This is a genomic window from Paenibacillus sp. FSL K6-3182 (assembly GCF_037976325.1).
In the GTDB taxonomy this organism is placed as follows: Bacteria; Bacillota; Bacilli; order Paenibacillales; family Paenibacillaceae; genus Pristimantibacillus.
This window is the reverse complement of record NZ_CP150265.1, coordinates 2,626,737-2,644,859: the sequence shown is the minus strand read 5'-3', so window position 1 is coordinate 2,644,859 and position 18,123 is coordinate 2,626,737. Positions and strand designations below refer to the sequence as shown.

The following is an 18,123-nucleotide window of genomic DNA, read 5'->3' as shown; positions in this document are numbered from 1 at the left end:
GCCGACAGGATCGATACATCCAGTATCTGCATGCCAATTGAGTAAAGAATCGTATAAATCCCTTTTCCCAAAGGGACTGCCGAAAGGGCTAAATGCGTTAATGTTACCTAATAATAAATCGTAGTGTTGTAAGAAACCCCTGTATAGAAAAATGATGATCTGCCAGAGGGAACCGCACTTCTCATACAGTATAGATTTATATCATCGGTCAATATTGAACAGTGCTTGTAAGTCTTTTCTGCGCTCACGGTGTTATCAAGGTAGTTGATGTAATTTCTTAAAAAAAGTAGCGATTAATTCATAGAATTTTGCCCAGCTTGGTCACTCCGAACCTTGTTTAATACTCCATATATCCTCTTATCTGCATTTCTTCGTACAACTCTTTAGTTAAATATTTCATTCTTTCCTCTTAATCTCATTTCGCTGACTCACTAAGTATACGGCTTGTAAATCTCTTTTTTTGCGCTAACCTTCCCATTAGTTTAATAAAAAACGGGCCATTAACATGACTAAAAAATCAAAAAACCCGAACTCACGAGGTCGGAAAGCTTCATCTTAAGCTATTCAACTAACGTTCCCCGTCCTTCGGATGGAAGATGCTGGAGGATGCAGCCAAGTACGAGCATCTCCTTGTAATCGATATAGACGGCTCGAAGGTTGCCTGTTTTCCTTTCATAACTCAACGATCCCTTTAAGATGCACATCTGAAATGCCGCCGCATCCGATAAACCCGAGTTTTATGCTTTTATCCTCCTTCAATATTTGAGAACATCCAACGTTAACCATCCAGTGGCATTTCCAAAATATCATTTAGATTACCGATCAGACTCTCAGAACTGATCAAATTAATTTACTGGAGCCTCTTAGACGGTACGGTGCACAAAAAAAGCCAGAGTCAGACAACTGACTCTGGCTTTTCGGGGTTAACGTCTCCCGAGAAGCAACTCTTCGATTTCTTCCAGCGTCCCGAGCGAATGAATGGCGCCCTTACGAGTCGTAGCGAGCGCCCCGCCGGCGTTGGCGAAGGCGACTGTTCTGTGCAGTTCCTCCTCGCTCCAGTTCGCCGCCTTCGTCTCGCTGCCGAGCACACAGTGCAGAAACGCGCCCATGAAAGCGTCGCCCGCCCCGGTCGTATCGACTGGAACGACACGGTTGGCTGCCACTTCGCCGGCATAGCGCGCCGTCCGATAATACGTCCCTGCTGCTCCTCGCGTGACAAGCAGTACGTCCAGCCCGTAGCGAAGGACAAGCTCTTCGGCTCCGGCAGCAATATCCAGTGTGCCGGCGTCAGGCAGGCCCGTCAGCAGCGCCAGTTCCTCATCCGACACCTTAACAATGTGAGCCTGTTCAAGCCCACTCTTCATCCATACAAGCCCGAGTTCCTCGGTCTCCCACAGAGATGGACGCCAGTTCGGATCGTAGGAGATGATCGCGCCTGCTTGCCGCGCCGCCTCAACTGCATGAATCGTCGCATGGCGCGAAGGCTCCGATGTTAGCGAGATGGAGCCGAAGTGGAACAGACGCGTTCCCCTTGTAAGTTCCGGCCGCACTTCGGCCTCCGTAAGCAGCGCGTCCGCTCCCGGCTGACGGGCGAAGTGGAACGAACGCTCTCCCCGCTCGTCCAAATGTACGAACGCCATCGTCGTATGTGCGTCCCGGCTCAACACAAGCCCCTCATCTGCGATTCCTTGCCGGATCAGCACATCCCGCAAATACTCGCCGAACGGATCCTGCCCGACCTTGCCGATAAAGGCAGTCTTGTTGCCCAGTTTTGCGAGCGCCGCCAGTACATTAACCGGAGCGCCGCCGGGGTTGCGTTCCAACAAAGGCTCCCCGGATACCGATACGCCCTCCGGCACGAAATCGATCAAATACTCGCCAAGTGCCACCGCATCGTAAATTTTGTGCCCCATTACCCTTTGACCCCCGACATCGTGATGCCCTGAATGTAGTAGCGCTGCAGAAACAAGAACAGAATCAGAATTGGAGCCGTTGCTATCGTGCTAGCCGCCAAAATTTTGGACCAATCGGTACCGGCTAGCGAAGAGAACGACGCAATCGCGACTTGAAGCATCTGCTTCTTTTCGTCGTTGATGACGATAAGAGGCCAGAGATACGAGTCCCAGTTGCCGAGAAACGTCATAAGGCCGAGTGTTATTAGCGCCGGAACGGCCGCCGGAACGACGATTCTAATGAACACACGCATAACCGAAGCACCGTCAATCTTCGCCGCTTCCATAATCTCATTCGGAATGTCCGCGAAAAACTGCCGCAGCAGGAAGATGCCGAACACCGACAGCGAGGAAGGCACAATGAGACTAGCGTACGAGTTGACCCACCCGAAATTGTTCATCAGCAAGTAGTTTGGCACGAGCGTTACTTCACCCGGAATAACCATCGCCGACATGAACAAGGCGAAGACGATCGACTTGCCACGGAATCGCAGCTTCGCGAAAGCGAAGGCGGCCAAGGCGCTTACGACGAGCACGATGACGGTTACGGATCCAGCGACGATCACTGTGTTCCAAATGTAGCGTAGGAATGGATTCGTATCGCTGAAAATAACGTTTTTGTAGTTCTCCCAGGTGAACTTGACTGGCACGAACATATGCCAATTCAAGCTCGATGAATATTGGAACAGTTCCTCATAAGGACGCAGAGATCCAGCGACCATCCATACGATCGGAATGATGCAGACGATGGCGATGAGCGTCATCATGATGTATTTAAGCGCAAACCCCATTTGCCGCATAATAATCCCCCTAGTAGTCAGCTTTCTTATTGAAGTAGGTCATTTGCGCAAGCGAGATGATCAGCACGATAGCGAACAGAGCAAAAGCTGCCGCTGTGCCGTAGCCCATTTGCATTTGCTGAAAAGCCGTTTTCCAGATGTAATACACGACTGTCTGGGTGGACCCGTTCGGTCCTCCATTGGTGAGGACGAAGACGATACCACCCAGCTTGATTGCATCGATCGTCGTCATGATGACAACGAAAGCCATCGTCCGGTTCAGCATCGGCAGCGTAATGCGGAAGAACTGCTGCGCTCGGCTTGCTCCGTCAACCCGAGCCGCCTCATATAAGTCTTGAGAGATGTTGTTCAGTCCCGCAAGAAAAATAATCATGAAAAACCCAGATGCTTTCCAAATGCCGAGAATGATTATGCCGTACATCGCGGTATCCGGATTGGATAAAAAGTTCGTCAGCGGCAGTCCCATCGACTTGAGAAGCTGATTCAGGATGCCGAAGTCCTTGTTGTAGATGAGCTTGAACACCGTGGCTGCGACCGAGGTCGAGATCACGACTGGGATAAAATAAGCCGTGCGAAACAGGCTTGTAAAACGCCCGGCTCGCTGAATCATCAACGCGAGGCCTAGCGAGATCGCTGTCTGTACCGGAATGACAATGACCGCGAAGAATAGTGAATGCCGAAGACTTGCCAGAAACTCAGAGTCATTCATCAGCGTCCGGTAATTATCTATGCCGTTAAAAGAACGGGATCCGCCTACCATGTTGTAGTTCTGGAAGCTGATGAAGAATGCTTGGACCATCGGGTAGAAGACAAAGAGCAGAAGCGCTGCCAACGCAGGCAAGATGAACAGCCAAGCCGTTCTCTCTTCCTGGCGCAGTGCCCGGCCGAAGGGATTTCCTTTGCAGCGCTTGGATATCGATGGAGCCAGCTCGGTGTGTGCCATGGTTTTCCCTTCCTTTCAGTTTGGTGGTTTGGTGAATAAACTTGATTCAGAGAGCTATCGCCCTTTACGGCTCGAAGACAAACACGCTCATCGTCGCCGTCACTTTGCCGTCAGGCGTTTTCGCGATCAAGTCGGCTTGTCCTGCACTTATGCCGGAGATGTCAACACCGTTGCCGTCCGCTGCATGTGTCACTTTAGCGACTGACATGTCGCTGGACGCCCATTCGAGCTGTTGGGAGGCGGACAGCGGCAGCACGGACGACTTCACGGTTACATGGGCGCCAACCGCCACGTCCACACTTTCCTTGCCGATGAGGATGCGGCTCGGTACGTTGGAATCAGGATTCTCGTCACGCCACACCGAGCGCATCGGGTAGAATGAGGCTTCATCTAGCTTGACGCTACCCCGCTCAAGTTCTAGCGACAAGCCATTGCTTAACGGCTCGGGGAACACGATGGCGGATAGCACCTTCGCTCCGTCTTCAGCAAACACTTCGAGCGTGTCTTCGTCTACATAGATCCGAAGAGGTAACCTTCCGTCTGCAGACGGCTTCACCGGAGCCGCAAAGCTCTCCGCGAAGCCCGGCTCGAACGAAACAGCGCCAGATTTCGAACGGTCGATTGTAAGTGTTCCTGCTGCGGCATTGTAGCGGATGATGGTTTCCTCCGCCCCCGTACCATCAGTCCTTACCTTGAGTGCAAACGCAGCATCAGCCGAAACGGTGAAAGTCGTATCCAGCTCATAAGAGGTTCCGCGCCACTTCCCGAACGCGTTCGAGTTGGTCGCGAGCTGCTGCGCTTCGAGCTTAAGTACGGTGCCGCGCAGCGAATCGAGTTCCTTGACTGGTTGTTGAATGAGACGGATCCCTTCACCAGGAATATCGCGAAGTGTAAGCTCGCGGGGAACGGACATGTTGCCTTTCCAAGGATCGGTCGGCATCGTAAACGGGTAGCGCCAGTTGGACATCCAGCCGAGCCAGATACGCCGTCCGTCCTTCTCCGGGATGTCCGAATACGAGACCGCCGCATAGAAGTCCTTACCGTAATCCGTCCACAACACTTTATCGGCGGGATTATCATTATGGAAGGTTTTTCCGTCGAACTCTCCGATGAAATATTGCGCTGTCGAGCCTTTGGTCGCCTCGTTGTTGCCGACGCTCAGCGTCAACACCCACTTGTGATTACCACTGCCGTCTACCGGAAGCTCGAACAGATCTGGACATTCCCATACGGCGGCATGCGAACCTTGATTTATGCCGAATTCACCTGTCTTGGTCCAGTTTCGGAGATCGGGCGATGAGTAGAATCTAACATGATTGTCGACTGATACCACCATGATCCAACGCTTGCTCGCTTCGTGCCAGATAACCTTCGGATCGCGGAAATCCTTGATTCCGGGATTCGGAATGACCGGATTACCCTCATACTTTGTCCAGGTGCGCCCGCGGTCGCTGCTGTACGCGATGCTCTGCGACTGCACGCCGCTCTGGAAATGCGTAAAGATTGCAACCAGCCCGGATTTACCTTGGAAAAAACCGCTCGTATCGTTCCAGTCCACAACCGCGCTGCCCGACCATATTTCGCCGAGCTCATCGCGAATCAAGGCGACCGGAAGATGCTCCCAATGCAAGAGATCCTGACTGACCGCATGCCCCCACTGACCGCTGTTCTGGTAAAACTGATGGTACTCTCCCTCGTAATACACCATGCCGTTTGGATCACTCATGTTGCCGGTCTCGACACTTAAGTGGTACTGCGGGCGATAGCGTTCCGTGTAATAATTCGCGATCGGGTTGAATCGGAAAGGTGCGGGCGTCGCGTAGATATCCTCCGCCTTGTTGGTTTTTCCAGCGGAATCTTTAATTGAATCGGAGTGGAACGACATCCAGATCGCTCCTCCTATCGCGAGCACAACCACGGTGCCGATAGCGATCGTGGCTAGGGCCGACATAGACTTTTTCGGAATCCCGCTCATTACTTAACCTCCAGTCCATCCATAGTCCAGAGCCGCATGGCTTCGAAAACAATGGTTCCTCCCACCGCCTGAATCTCCAGTCTGCGTCCTGAAGCCAGAGGATAAATGCGGCTTGTCAACACTCGATCGCCATCGTTGACAAACAACTCTATGGATGAATTGTCTGAGAACAGACGGAGACTCAGGCGAGTGGCGGCAGAAGCCGGAAGGTCGGATACGTACACGCCGGGATCGCCAATTCCCGCCTCATTGCGGTTCAATTCGATGCGGCGCTGCGCAGCCAGCCAGCGGATCTTAGTGATTTGGTCTGTGACGGACCGCGAAGTCTTTACGGACTCAGCGTCGGATAAATCCTCGCATGCTCCACTAATTAAGATCCGAAGCTCCTGCGCCTCTGTTGCAGACAAATCAATATCGGCTTGCCATTCAAAGGCCGGCGGCAGCAACCAGATTCGTTCTTCGCCAGGCTGCAGATGGAGTCCGTTGTCTAATTTCGAAATCTCTTGTCCTCGAAGAGAAGCTAGTTCCTCTACTGGCCTCGAGGCCAGACGCCCATCTTCGGTCATCTGAAGCTCTCGGGCAAGCGTCATAGCCCCATACCAGGCGCGTCCCGTCTTAATGAGTCGCGATCCCCACATGTCCATCCAAGCGATCAGGATGCGGCGTCCGTTGCTGTCCAACATCGTTTGCGCGGCATAGAAGTCCGGTCCGTCATCGATGATGCCGCTGCTCTCGGGGATAAAACGACCTGCAGCGAAGTCCATCTCACCGATCATGTAGAGATTTTTGACGCCGTCCATGTTCATCGGTGAAACGATTAGGACGTACTTGCCTCCTAGCGGGAACAAATCCGGGCATTCCCACATATCTCCCTGCGTCCCGTCGCTCTCCGCCGCGACACCCCGGTACGACCAATCCAAAATGTTGGGAGACTCGTATAGGAGGGCGCGGCCGCGACCGTTTTTACCTGAGCCAATGACCATATACCAGCGCTCTTCATGCTTCCACACCTTCGGGTCGCGAAAGCCGAAGCATTCACCGTCCGGACTGCCTTGAATGACGGGCACCGGATGCTTAACGAAGCGGATTCCATCCTCGCTCGTCGCCATAGTCTGCACTTCCTCCGGGGTACGCCCATCGACGTGTGCGGTATAGAAAAGCACCAATTGTCCCTCGTGCTCCACCGCACTGCCCGACCAACAGCCGCAGCCGCCTTCAGACGAACCGAACTCGTAGGGCTCCGTCGGTGCAAGGGCAACCGGGCGATGCTCCCACCACACCAAGTCCCGGCTGACCGCATGTCCCCAGTACATCGGGCCTTGATAATCACCGAATGGGAAATGTTGATAGAAGGCATGGTACTCGCCTTTAAAATGAATAAGTCCGTTCGGATCGTTCATCCAGCCCGACGGCGCCATCAGGTGATAGCGCAGGCGGAACGGATCTTGCGCCGCCCGAGCGGCTCCGGCCTGTACCGCTTCCTCCGCTATCTTAAGCGCCTCCTCATGCTCGGATTGGCGGCTGTCTTGCCTCGTGTTCGTGTTTGTCATGTCGAATTCTTCCTTCCCGCAGCTTTCCATATTTGTTTCGATTGCCTCTATTGTAAGGCTGCGGGAAGGGCCAAGACTTTCACTATGCTCGGGGAGCAACTTTTAAAATGCTGGGTGGGGGGAGGAAGTAGCGAATAGTGGGAAGGGATGACTTCTTCTATAAAAGCTGTTAGCTCTCATTCGTTGTCTGCCGCTTCTCCCGGTATTCCTTTGGGCTGCAGCCGTAATACTTTTTAAAAGAGGTGCTGAAATAGCTGGAGCTGGAGTAGCCAACCAGCATCGCGATATCCGTCAACTTCAGATCTGTCCCGCTCAGCAGCTCGGCGGCGCGCGTCATCCGGAGCCGCGTCAAATAGTCACTGAAAGTAACGCCAGCGTTCTGCTTGAACAAGCCCGACAGGTAAGTCTCGTTCATGTGAAACATACTGGCCAACTGAGACAACGTCAACTCGTAAGGATAATTCTCATCCACATACTTGCGGACCGCCTCCGCCTGCAGCTGGCCGCTAGAGGTTCGGCTGCTTCGCACCGCATCCATGACCAAATCGGCGATCCGTTCAATTTGCGCAATTACCTCTTCCCGACTCCGATAGGTCGCAATCGAAGCTTGGCAATTCCATAGCACCTGTTGAAGCGAGGTATCGCCCAGTTCAAACTTTTTCGCAAGTGAACCGAAGGTTAGAATGACCCGCAGTGCCAGGAAGGTGAAGGCGAACATCGGCATGTCTCGATTCGACGGGAACAGCTCGAGTAATTGAGCGGAAAAAGCTTGCCGATTCAATGTCTCGATCGCCTGAATCAGCCTTCGCTCCGTCTCAGCCGTGAATGACTGCGCCCAATCCAGTACTCCCTGCTGGGTCGATGCGGTGGCCGATCCATCGATCGTCTCGCGGCTCCAGGCCAGCATACAGCTGGCATAGCCGTTTTTCGCTTCGCGCCACCCCGACACGGGCTCGCCTATGCCGCCGACGCTCTCAAGCCGCAGGTACATCGCCGCATTGCGCCTCAGCTCGCGAACGAACTGCTCCGCGGCTGCGTCCCCAGACTCCTTACTTCCCGTGTCCACCAGCAGGAAAAACATCATCGACGGGTGCCCCACGTCATAGAATGGGTACACTTCCTCACGCTTATCGGCCGTCTCCCGGCAGAGCATGCGGAATGCCAGCTGCAGCAGATCGCGGCGTCCCTCCCAGCTTCGCAGCCGTCCCGGCGGCAAGCGCATCTCTAGTGTCGCAAAGCGTAGGCTTAGCGCTTCGCCGTCGAGCTTGGCGAGCTGCAAATGGTGCAGTCGATCTCTCACCGCAGACTCGCCTACGCCTTCCTCTTTCACCAATTGAAGGAGGAAATGCTCCTGCATTTGCCGCAGCTGCTGGTTACGCTGAACCTTCTCCCGCTGGCGCTCACCTTCCAGCAGTCGTTCCTCCTTCAACTCGCCCGCCAGCTTCCCGAGCAGCGATGAGAGCTCCGCCCGCACTACAGGCTTCAGCAGGTAATCCTTGACACCGAGCTGAATGGCCGACTTCATATAATCGAAGTCCGAATAGCCGGACAAGACGATAACACGCAGTTCCGGATAGGCCTCCTTGCAAGCTCGGATGAAGGTGATCCCGTCCATTTTCGGCATTCTAATGTCCGAGATGATGATATCCGGACGAACCACCGCCTCGGCAAGCATACGGAGTGCTTCCTCTCCATCGGACGCTTCGTAAGCGATGACGAATCCGGCACTCTCCCAATCAATCTTCGCCCGGATGCTATTGCGAACACCGGCTTCATCGTCTACGAGCATTACACGGTACATGATGATCAATTCCTTCTTGCGGGCAACCGCATCGTTATCGTTGTGCCGAAATCCGGTGATGAAGCAATGTGGACTTCAAAGGCATCGCCGTATTGCACCCTGCAGCGCGCCAGCACGTTTCGGAGTCCGATGCTGTTCCCCTCCGTGTGGAGGATCGCCGTCGTATCCGCCCCAGACAGCCCCCTCTGCAAATCGGCTGCCAGTTCCCCATTCATGCCGATTCCGTTGTCGGAGATGGTCAAGTACAGCCAACCGTCGCGGGCCTCGGCACCTAGTTCAACAATCGCTATTTCCCCGTTTTCCAAACTGTATTTAACCGCATTCTCAACCAAGGGCTGCAGAATAAACTTAGGCATCTTAAGTTCACGGGCCCCCGGCGCCTCTTCGATCCGTACCTGTAGTCGATCGTCATACCTTAGCTTTAGGATGAACAAATAATCCCGGATATAATCGAGTTCTTCCGGCACCCACACCTGATCAGAGCTCAAATCCAGCGAATACCGCATCATCTGTCCCAACGACTCGGTTGCATCCATAACGAGGTCATTGCGCTTCATAGCGGCCAGACCACTAATAATTTCGAGCGTATTGTTGTAAAAATGCGGGTTGATCTGCAGCAGCAACGCTTTGTATTCGGCGTTTTTACGCCTCAGGTTCGTCTCGTATTCCGTTTCGATCAGGTACTTCAGCCGGTGCGTCATCTGTCCGAAAGCGCCGGTCACATAACCGATCTCACTGTGCCCCCGCTGGGTGTTGGGCATCTGTTTAATCGCTTCGTCGAACTCGCCTCGCTTCACAAGCTTCATGGATCGGGCCATTCGCGTAAGGGGATTCGTGACGCTTTTGGACAGGCCGAATGCCACGACAAGCACGATCACCAGCAGAATTCCGCTTACGAGCAGCATCGTCTCCTTAATGCGGTTCAGCTTCGCATACAATTCCCGTTCCGGCACGACGCCCATGATCGTCCAGTTCTGATCTGGCAGCTCCTCGTAGAAGACCAGGTAAGGCTTGCCCTGATTTCGTACGGCTAACACGCCGCTCTCCCTCTCTCGCTTCCCCGCCTGATTGGTCTGCCGGACTTTGGCAAGCTTGCTTATCCCTTCCTGCAAGATGCCCGCTACTCCTGTAAACTGCTGGCCTAGCACGCTCCGCCCATCGATGTCCAGCAGGAAGACGCGGCCCGTCTCGCCGAAATGAATCCGTTCAAGTGGATCCCGCAGAACGCTCGTCGGATAGTTGACCTTAACGATGCCAACGCTGGTCAACGTCTGAAGCTCAACAAGAGGCAGCAGGTAGCCGTTCACATTGCGGTTCCTCATGTTCTCATCCGGCTGGTCCTCGTCCAGGTGAGACCCGGTCCATTTCACATTCTGCTCCTTGTAATCCAGAAACCAAGGTTGCTGTTCATATGTGCGATCCTGCTTCCACAATCCGCCCTTCGCTATAGTAAAAAGACTGATCGAGATTCCGTTGGAATTATTCACCGCATAGGAGGACAGAAAATCCCGTACCCTGCGCTTCGCCAGCAGTTCTTCTCTCTCCAGGTCTTCGCTATTGCGCAGATCGGCCAGCCAAGTCTGGGTAATCGAGCTTCCGAGAACCTGGTTGCCGATATCCTCCAACTGCTTCATCAAGGTCGTTACGTGGGAAGCATACTGCTCGATCGTCTGCGAAGCGGATATTTCAAGGGAATTCTTAATAAGGTTCGCCGACGCGGAAGTCAGAATATAGACCAACGAAACGAACGGGAAAATAAGCAGGATGGAGAAAGCAACCATAAGTCGGCTTCGAAGCGAGTAGAGCATGTCGTCAGGCCTCCGGTGAATGTAAGATGAGAGCTATTTGAACGCAAAAGCCTGAAAAAGACGATCCGCAAATAGCGGACGTCTTTTTCAGGTTATCCTTTATTTCTTACTTCGGCATATCGGCGTAAGCCTTGTCGATCTTCTTGATGGCATCAGCAATCGCCGTATCGACGTTGCGTTTACCAATAGTTACGTCTTCAAGCATCTTGTTGACGGCATCCGACATCTGCGGGAAGATCGGCGTAATCGGACGCGAGCGACCGTATTTCTGGTTCTGGATGACAAAGACGTTCTTCGGATATTCGTTCAGCTCAGGGAACTGCTTCGCGACGGAGTAGCGAACCGGAATATCTTTCGTCACGCTGCTGTACAGCTTGGAGCCTTCCGCTCCAGTCACGTAGTTCACGAACTTCCAGGCTGCGTCCGCGTTCTTACTCTGGGAAGAGATGGCGAGGGACCAAGAGCCGTTGGCCACCGCTTGCTTCGTTTCTTTAGGCAGCGGCGCGACGTCCCAATCCTCACCGAGCTTGAAATTCGGGAACTTCTCGGCCAAGAAGGACAACGACCAGGAGCCGTCGACCGTCATCGCAAGCTTGCCTGTAGGGAACGGATCCGGCGGGTATTCCAGCGACGATACTTTGTCCTTATTATACAGATCCGCGAAGAATTGTACCGCCTTCTTCGTCTCCGGCATATCCAGGTAGCCCTTAGATGTCATACCATCCTTGTCCATGATCTCCCCACCGAACTGCCAGATGATCGGGTACTTGAAGTAAGCGGCCGCTCCCGCGTTCCCAAAGCCTTGGGCCGGATCGATGCCATAAATGCGCTTTTTCGCGTCAGTCAGCTTGATAGCCGCTTCGCGCACTTGATCCCATGTCATCGGCTCATCCGGGTTTTTGGACGGTAGCGGAATACCTGCTGCCTCGAACATCTTCTTATTGTAGAAAAGTGCAATGGACGATTCGGTAAGCGGTGCCATGTAAATGTTGTCCTTGTAAGTATAAGCCCCAATTGTACCCGCCGGAATATCGTCGAGATTGCCGTCCACCTTGAAATAATTCGTCAACGATTGCAATGCTCCTGATTGCGCGTAGGATGCCATGTTCGGTGCATCGATTGCCATAATATCCGGCGGATTGTTCGCTGCAATCGAGGTCCGCAGCTTCGCATCGTAGTCCGAATAAGGAATCGGACTCATCTCGACCTTGATGTCTGGATTGTTCGCATTGAATGCCTTCACCAATTGATCGTAAGCGGAGTTTTCGGCGTCATTGCCGGAATTGCGCCAGAAGGTCAGCTTGACCTGTTCGCCGGATGTGGGCTTGTCAGAAGCCGATGTAGACGACGTGGATGCGCTTCCTGAAGCAGTTCCCGACGGGCTGGCGGTGTTCACATTGTTGTTGGATGAGCAGCCTGCAAGGAAGGCAGTGACGAGCAGCGCGCTTGTGCCGATGGCAGCAAGTTTTGACTTTTTCAAGGATGATGCCCCTCTCTTTATTGTGGTTGTTTGCAGTAACATTGTATCATCCAAGAGAGCGCTTAATAATTCAATATTCTCGGTTCCTGAGTTGCAAAATATTCAGAAGGTTCAAGAAGCAGACGATGAAGCTTGAAACGCAGGACGCCAATAAGACAAAGGACTTTTGATTGCAATGCGGATAGTGAGTCAGTTCAATTCTAATTCAAACATTGGGGACGCTTCCTAATCGATTTTTTGCCAGCATACTGGACTGCTTCTTCTCGGTCTCATTCTCCCCTATACCTTCGATACCCGGCTTGGAAATACCCATTAGTTAATTGTGATGTCGTAGTTTATTTTGCGTTCTTACGACGATTCTTTTCTGAATGGGGTGAAACGGCTGGCGTTGGCCTCATAGAAAACATCACAGACTAAACATTTCTCAAATGTTCAGTCTACTGGGGCTGTTCGCAACTACAGAGATAATGCCCTGATGATAACCGTTACAGCCGCCGCACGAGTAGCTTGCTCATAAGGTTTAACCGAGCAGGATACGGTTGGCGTATGCGTCTCTTAATCACAGAGGCAACAATAAATTAGAAGGAGAGAGAGCAATGCTCAACGTCTTGATTTCATACGGCGACATTGCTTCACGGCGTTATGGCACACCTCTTAACCGTACTAGCTATGATGTCTGTGGTAGGTATTAAACGAGCTATGCGCTCTCAGGTTGGCCAAAAAAACCGCTCGGCTTTTTGACTAGCCAGCGGTAATTTGAGTTGCTAGTCGTTAAAGCGTAGCCTAAGCAGAAATCTTATATTTTCCTCCATCTGCCTTGTGACATACGCTATAGATTTACGGAAGCTTTCCAAGCTTGATACACTTCAATAAAATTTGATTCAATTTCCTTTCGCGGCCTGCCAAACTTAACTCCTTCAGATTTAGCCACTGCAATTCCTTCAGCTTGTCGCTCCAGATTCTTTTTACACTCTTGTTCTGCTACATAGGCAAGCAAACTAAGAAATTGACTCTCCAGGACCTTTCCGAAGTTACCCATGGTTCGATACTTTCTAGAATCAAAGAGCAGCTCGTTATCCAAACAAACAATATCCGCTACAATCTCACGAGTAATATATTCCCACTCATCTATGATTCCTTCGTAATCTCGTCCCTATCGATCTAACGAATGGATGTAAACTAAATCACCTTGTCTCAACATAAGACACTTAGCCTGATACTGAGGTCGATTGAAGTCTTTGCCGCTCAATTTATCAGCAGTTGCCTTTCCGGATTTTGCACCTTAGTAGAAACACGCGCGTAGCCCATCTCCATCATTAATACTCCTCCTTCTCTATAAAGATATCTATGTCTTCTCTCCCTTGTAGGTTTATAACTCATACTCTTTGTCCATTACGTTAATTCAGAAGAGTGTCCCTTATTGTACAAGAAAGGTAAATTGTCTTTTTTCACATATTGAAGTATCTGGATTGAATTATATACCGGTATAGCCTTAGTCACCATCCTATCCTTTCAAAATGCATGCTTTTTGATACACTAAAAAAAGACACAATAAAGTGTTTCAAAAACTGTATATTTGATTTTTGGAACGTTTCATTTTCTGGACACACTTTTGATACGGTATAATCATCGAAATCTTGATTAGTAATTGGTCTTCATATACCCAGTCGCCAGATGAAGAGAAGGATAAAGCGCGGTAACGTGTATACCATACTATTATCGAGAGGTAAACTCGCTTTTGGCAGAAGGTTCAAGATTGGACCTATTGCGATATATAAACATATTGGGTAGAACTTATTGGCAGAGCTGGTCGTGGCCCGCGGAATTTTGGAAAGTTGTAACACTATCCATAGAAATCTTGAATATGAGTCAAGAATGTTTTTGCAGCAGCGGAAAAGACCTGATGTTTTTTCCAAACCATATTCAATCCGGACTCTACTCTTGGCTCGAGAGGTCTAAAACAAAGGTTGCTATCAAACGACGTATTTACGATCTTATCTAGTGTTAGAGCATAACCGATGCCTTCTTCAACCATGATTGAGGCATTATAGGCCAGGTTGTAAGTGGCTATGATATTTAGTTTATCGAAATCGTCACCAAACCAATCCGCAAAATCATTCTTTGAAAATGTTTGCTTTAGCGCCTGTCTAGAGCAAATGAGCGGAACTTGTAGTAAGTCAGCGGGTTGAATTACATCCTTGCAAGCTAGTGGACTATCTTTTCTCATCACAACGCCCCAAACGTCTTTGGCGGGCAAATTCAAATAATTGTATTTCGAAACATCAGCCGGTTGAATGAGTATGCCAAAGTCAAGCAGGCCCCTATTGATCCGCTCCGTTACGTCATCTTCATTCCCGCTGTAGAGATGATACCGTATATGCGGATATTTTGAATGCAATTTCTTTACTACTCGAGCAATTTGTTTCATGGCTTCTGTTTCCCCGCCACCTATATATACATCCCCACTAACAGTTTCCTCCATAGACCGGAACTCAGTCTCTAATTTATCAACCATCTCAATGATTTCTTCAGCTCTTCTTCTCAAAAGCGTTCCTTCTTCTGTGAGGACAATATGGTGGCTACTGCGAATAAATAGTTTTTTTCCTAACGTTTGTTCAAGATCCTTTAATTGTCTGGACAAGGTTGGCTGTGTTAGATGTAAAAAGTCTGCAGCTGCCGTAATGCTCCCTTCTCTAGCGACAGTAAGGAAATAACGTAATACTCTTACCTCCATCGACATATCTCCTTTTTTGTTTCCATACTACATGTTCAAGAAATGCTTTTCAAGCATATCAAGTTATGAGATATAAGTATTTGTTATGTGATAATAGCACGTCTAAAATAAATACAATCAGCTTTTTTGATCCACATTGTTATAAAGAAATCGGAGGGATTTTAAACATGGTTAGAGAAAAGGTTTGGTTTATCACGGGAACTGGCCGAGGTATGGGCAAAATAATCGTGAAAGCTGCCTTGAATGCAGGACATAAGGTTGTGGCTACAGGACGCAATACAGACGCGGTGGCTAAAGCGATCGGTGATTCTGAGAATGCCTTGGTCGTTAAATTGGATGTTACCCGTCCTGATGATGCTCAGTCGGCAGTTAAGGCTGCAATTGATCGCTTCGGCACTATCGATGTGCTTGTTAATAATGCCGCGCAATTTTATGGAGGTTTCTTTGAAGAACTGACCCCCGTCCAAATCGATGAGCAATTACACGTGTCATTGATAGGGCCTATGAACGTTACCCGTGCGGTGTTGCCTGTCATGCGCAAGCAGCGTACCGGTCATATCGTCTCGATTTCTTCCGGTGCAGGCATTTCCGGCTTTGAGTTTAACTCAGCCTACAGTGCATCGAAATTCGCGCTTGAGGGCTGGATGGAGTCCCTCTCACCTGAAATAGCTCCTTTCGGCATTCATACGACGATTGTCAATCCGGGCTTTTTCCGTACGGAATTTCTGACAGAGTCCTCGTCGACTTACGCCAAAAACTTACTCGAAGATTACGAGGATCGCAGAGCAAGCTTCCTGTCATTTTTCAAAGAACAAAATGGGCAACAATCTGGTGATCCAACCAAGCTCGCGAATGCGATTCTCAAGATTGTAAGTGAGATTGATCCACCGAAACGCTTTATCGGAGGCGCTGACGCGATGGGTATTGCTGAGCAGAAGATTGTCGATCTTCAAGCTCAAGTTAATGCCTACCGAGAGCTTTCGTCAGCTATGGCGTATGAGGATTAATCGCAACCATTTAGTTGTCTATGTATTAACTTTTGGGGTATTTGGTATTTTAAATACTGAAATGGGCGTTATCGGAATTTTGCCTTTAATCTCGGACCACTTCCAGGTCAGCATCTCCGCTGCGGGGCTGATCGTTAGCCTCTTTGCGCTTGCGGTTGCCATCTCTGGTCCCATTTTGCCCTCATTGTTCTCGGGGATAAATCGTAAAAAAATCATGCTACTTGCACTTGGCATTTTTATTGTGGGCAATTTCGTTTCCGCTATTACATCAGACTTTACCGTGTTATTGATTGCACGTGTCGTACCCGCTTTTTTTCACCCGATTTATTGTTCCATGGCCTTTACGGTCGCAGCCGCTACCGTTAACAAAGAAGAAGCATCAAAGGCAGTAGCGAAAGTCTTCATTGGCGTTTCTGCGGGCATGGTAATTGGGGTACCGGTCGCCAGCATAATCGCAAGCGCAACATCGCTTGCTTATGCGATGTTGTTCTTTGCGGTGGTAAATATAGCCGCCTTCATCGCAACGCTTTTATTCGTTCCGTCTATGCCTGTAGCGAATAAGCCTTCTTATGGCGTTCAATTGCGAGTCTTAAGAAGATCAGCAGTTTGGTTGTCCATTGCCGCGGTTATCTTCATGAACGGAGCCTTGTTCGGAGTGTACAGTTATCTTGCGGAATACTTGGAAATCGTGACCCAATTGACTTGGAACACCATTAGTTTGATGTTATTCCTTTACGGTGCGGCTAATATGATTGGAAACATAATCGCAGGGAGACTGCTTACTCATCATGCATTAAGTACAATAAAGCGATATCCGTTTGTATTAGGTGGCGTCTACATCCTCATGTTATTCCTCGGCCAGTTCAGCGTACCCATGGTCTGTATGATTCTGATCTGGGGAGTATTGGGAGGGATTGGCGGCAATATTACTCAATATTGGATTGTCACTTCAGCGCCGGATGCGCCTGAATTCGCAAACGGAATCTTCCTGACATCTGCTAACTTGGGCACAACAATAGGCGCAAGCGTATGTGGGCTTTTCATAACGGGAATGGGGGCGCCATACGTCTTACTTGGAGGGATCTTGTTCGTTGTATTAAGCATTGCGTCCATTTATCCAAAAATATCAATAGAGGGTCGATTGGAGGTTGCTCATGATGATAGATAAGCAGGTAGCTCTGGTCACAGGAGCGAATCGTGGCATCGGACATGAACTCGTCAAACAATTAGCTTGCATGGGTTTCAAGGTCATATTAGCAAGCAGAGATACAAACAAGGGCACTGCAGTTGCGCAACAGCTTGCCGAATCGGGATTTGATGTCTCCTTTATTTTAATTGATGTAACGGATCAAGAAAGCATTCGTCAAGCTGCAATGACTATCACAGAGACCGTTGGGCGATTAGATATACTAATTAATAATGCTGGTATTTATCTTGACGGGGATAACAACTTATTATCGATGGATCCAACAATTCTCGAGATCACAATGACAACGAATTTATACGGTGTTTATCATGTCATGCGTTCGTTTGTACCACTTATGGAAGAGCGAGGATATGGAACAATAATTAATGTCTCCTCGGAATATGGAACCATGAGTGCCATGTCATCTGAAGGTGCTGGTGCATACAAGATCTCCAAACTTGCCATGAATGCATTGACCCAATTGGCAGCAGCCGAAGTCAAAGGACATATAAAAATTTATGCAGCCGATCCAGGGTGGGTCAGCTCGGATATGGGAGGTTCGTCCGCTCCAAGAACTCCAAAACATGCTGCCGAGTTGATCCTCGGGTTGATAAAATTGGGGGCGGAACGACCACGCTGTGGGTTCTTCAGAGATGGTAAACTAATCAATTGGTGATGTAAGTAAGTCTGGGTGTTTGCTAATATGGAGGAGTAACAATGTGGAAGATTTGATTGAATTAGTGTTTTTCTTGTTATGAAAACAGAATTGAAGTCTAAAATCAATAAATCGTTGAACTAACGGGAAACCATAGTTCAAAAATACACAGAAGCAGCCAATCATAATGATCGGCTGCTTCTTTTTATTAGTTGAGGGAAATGATAATGCT

The 18,123-nt window shown here is 50.0% G+C and carries 12 protein-coding genes and 1 pseudogene; 3 read left to right on the top strand and 10 right to left on the bottom strand.

Features of this window, described 5'->3' with window-relative positions; all coding sequences use genetic code 11:
• Positions 1–923: 923 nt before the first annotated feature.
• From MHH56_RS11210 to MHH56_RS11165, 10 genes and pseudogenes are all read right to left on the bottom strand, one after another.
• A complete protein-coding gene (locus MHH56_RS11210; RefSeq protein WP_339208275.1) occupies positions 924–1,913 on the bottom strand; it encodes a carbohydrate kinase in 990 nt (329 codons plus the stop codon).
• The gene (locus MHH56_RS11205; protein ID WP_339208274.1) at positions 1,913–2,752 is read right to left on the bottom strand and encodes a carbohydrate ABC transporter permease; all 840 of its coding nucleotides are present in this window, start codon (positions 2,750–2,752) and stop codon (positions 1,913–1,915) included. The genes MHH56_RS11210 and MHH56_RS11205 overlap by 1 nt, the downstream gene beginning before the upstream one ends.
• A 10-nt stretch (positions 2,753–2,762) precedes the next feature.
• Positions 2,763–3,695, bottom strand: a complete 933-nt coding sequence (locus MHH56_RS11200) for a sugar ABC transporter permease (protein WP_339208273.1) — start codon at positions 3,693–3,695, stop codon at positions 2,763–2,765.
• 64 nt (positions 3,696–3,759) lie between these two features.
• Positions 3,760–5,670: a GH32 C-terminal domain-containing protein gene (locus tag MHH56_RS11195; RefSeq protein ID WP_339208272.1), complete on the bottom strand. Its 1,911-nt coding sequence runs from the start codon at positions 5,668–5,670 to the stop codon at positions 3,760–3,762.
• On the bottom strand, positions 5,670–7,220 hold the full coding sequence (locus MHH56_RS11190) for a glycoside hydrolase family 32 protein (protein ID WP_339208270.1): 1,551 nt from the start codon (positions 7,218–7,220) through the stop codon (positions 5,670–5,672). Before MHH56_RS11190 ends, MHH56_RS11195 begins: the two co-directional genes overlap by 1 nt.
• 169 nt (positions 7,221–7,389) lie before the next feature.
• A complete protein-coding gene (locus tag MHH56_RS11185; protein WP_339208268.1) occupies positions 7,390–9,021 on the bottom strand; it encodes a helix-turn-helix domain-containing protein in 1,632 nt (543 codons plus the stop codon).
• A 5-nt stretch (positions 9,022–9,026) separates the two neighbouring features.
• Positions 9,027–10,829: a sensor histidine kinase gene (locus MHH56_RS11180; RefSeq protein WP_339208267.1), complete on the bottom strand. Its 1,803-nt coding sequence runs from the start codon at positions 10,827–10,829 to the stop codon at positions 9,027–9,029.
• A 106-nt stretch (positions 10,830–10,935) separates the two neighbouring features.
• Entirely contained in the window at positions 10,936–12,309 is a 1,374-nt protein-coding gene (locus MHH56_RS11175; RefSeq protein WP_339208266.1) for a sugar ABC transporter substrate-binding protein, read from the bottom strand.
• A gap of 892 nt (positions 12,310–13,201) precedes the next feature.
• Positions 13,202–13,623: pseudogene (locus MHH56_RS11170) on the bottom strand (recombinase family protein); the annotation flags it as partial.
• Positions 13,624–14,152: 529 nt separating this feature from the next.
• Positions 14,153–15,043, bottom strand: a complete 891-nt coding sequence (locus MHH56_RS11165; RefSeq protein ID WP_339208264.1) for a LysR family transcriptional regulator — start codon at positions 15,041–15,043, stop codon at positions 14,153–14,155.
• Positions 15,044–15,210: 167 nt separating this feature from the next.
• On the opposite strand from MHH56_RS11165, the gene MHH56_RS11160 reads away from it, so the two are divergent.
• The 3 genes from MHH56_RS11160 to MHH56_RS11150 are packed head-to-tail and all read left to right on the top strand — an operon-like array spanning position 15,211 to position 17,912.
• Entirely contained in the window at positions 15,211–16,050 is an 840-nt protein-coding gene (locus MHH56_RS11160) for an SDR family NAD(P)-dependent oxidoreductase (RefSeq protein WP_339208263.1), read from the top strand.
• On the top strand, positions 16,040–17,218 hold the full coding sequence (locus MHH56_RS11155) for an MFS transporter (RefSeq protein ID WP_339209558.1): 1,179 nt from the start codon (positions 16,040–16,042) through the stop codon (positions 17,216–17,218). The genes MHH56_RS11160 and MHH56_RS11155 overlap by 11 nt, the downstream gene beginning before the upstream one ends.
• Positions 17,205–17,912, top strand: a complete 708-nt coding sequence (locus MHH56_RS11150; RefSeq protein ID WP_339208262.1) for an SDR family NAD(P)-dependent oxidoreductase — start codon at positions 17,205–17,207, stop codon at positions 17,910–17,912. Before MHH56_RS11155 ends, MHH56_RS11150 begins: the two co-directional genes overlap by 14 nt.
• Positions 17,913–18,123 lie beyond the last annotated feature (211 nt).

What these genes read in the sequence shown, in the direction of transcription:
- MHH56_RS11180 (WP_339208267.1), bottom strand. Translation starts at nt 10,829, where the DNA reads ATGCTCTACTCGCTTCGAAGCCGACTTATGGTTGCTTTCTCCATCCTG.
- MHH56_RS11185 (WP_339208268.1), bottom strand. Translation starts at nt 9,021, where the DNA reads ATGTACCGTGTAATGCTCGTAGACGATGAAGCCGGTGTTCGCAATAGC.
- MHH56_RS11150 (WP_339208262.1), top strand. Translation starts at nt 17,205, where the DNA reads ATGATGATAGATAAGCAGGTAGCTCTGGTCACAGGAGCGAATCGTGGC.
- MHH56_RS11200 (WP_339208273.1), bottom strand. Translation starts at nt 3,695, where the DNA reads ATGGCACACACCGAGCTGGCTCCATCGATATCCAAGCGCTGCAAAGGA.
- MHH56_RS11160 (WP_339208263.1), top strand. Translation starts at nt 15,211, where the DNA reads ATGGTTAGAGAAAAGGTTTGGTTTATCACGGGAACTGGCCGAGGTATG.
- MHH56_RS11190 (WP_339208270.1), bottom strand. Translation starts at nt 7,220, where the DNA reads ATGACAAACACGAACACGAGGCAAGACAGCCGCCAATCCGAGCATGAG.
- MHH56_RS11195 (WP_339208272.1), bottom strand. Translation starts at nt 5,670, where the DNA reads ATGAGCGGGATTCCGAAAAAGTCTATGTCGGCCCTAGCCACGATCGCT.
- MHH56_RS11165 (WP_339208264.1), bottom strand. Translation starts at nt 15,043, where the DNA reads ATGGAGGTAAGAGTATTACGTTATTTCCTTACTGTCGCTAGAGAAGGG.
- MHH56_RS11205 (WP_339208274.1), bottom strand. Translation starts at nt 2,752, where the DNA reads ATGCGGCAAATGGGGTTTGCGCTTAAATACATCATGATGACGCTCATC.
- MHH56_RS11210 (WP_339208275.1), bottom strand. Translation starts at nt 1,913, where the DNA reads ATGGGGCACAAAATTTACGATGCGGTGGCACTTGGCGAGTATTTGATC.
- MHH56_RS11155 (WP_339209558.1), top strand. Translation starts at nt 16,040, where the DNA reads ATGAGGATTAATCGCAACCATTTAGTTGTCTATGTATTAACTTTTGGG.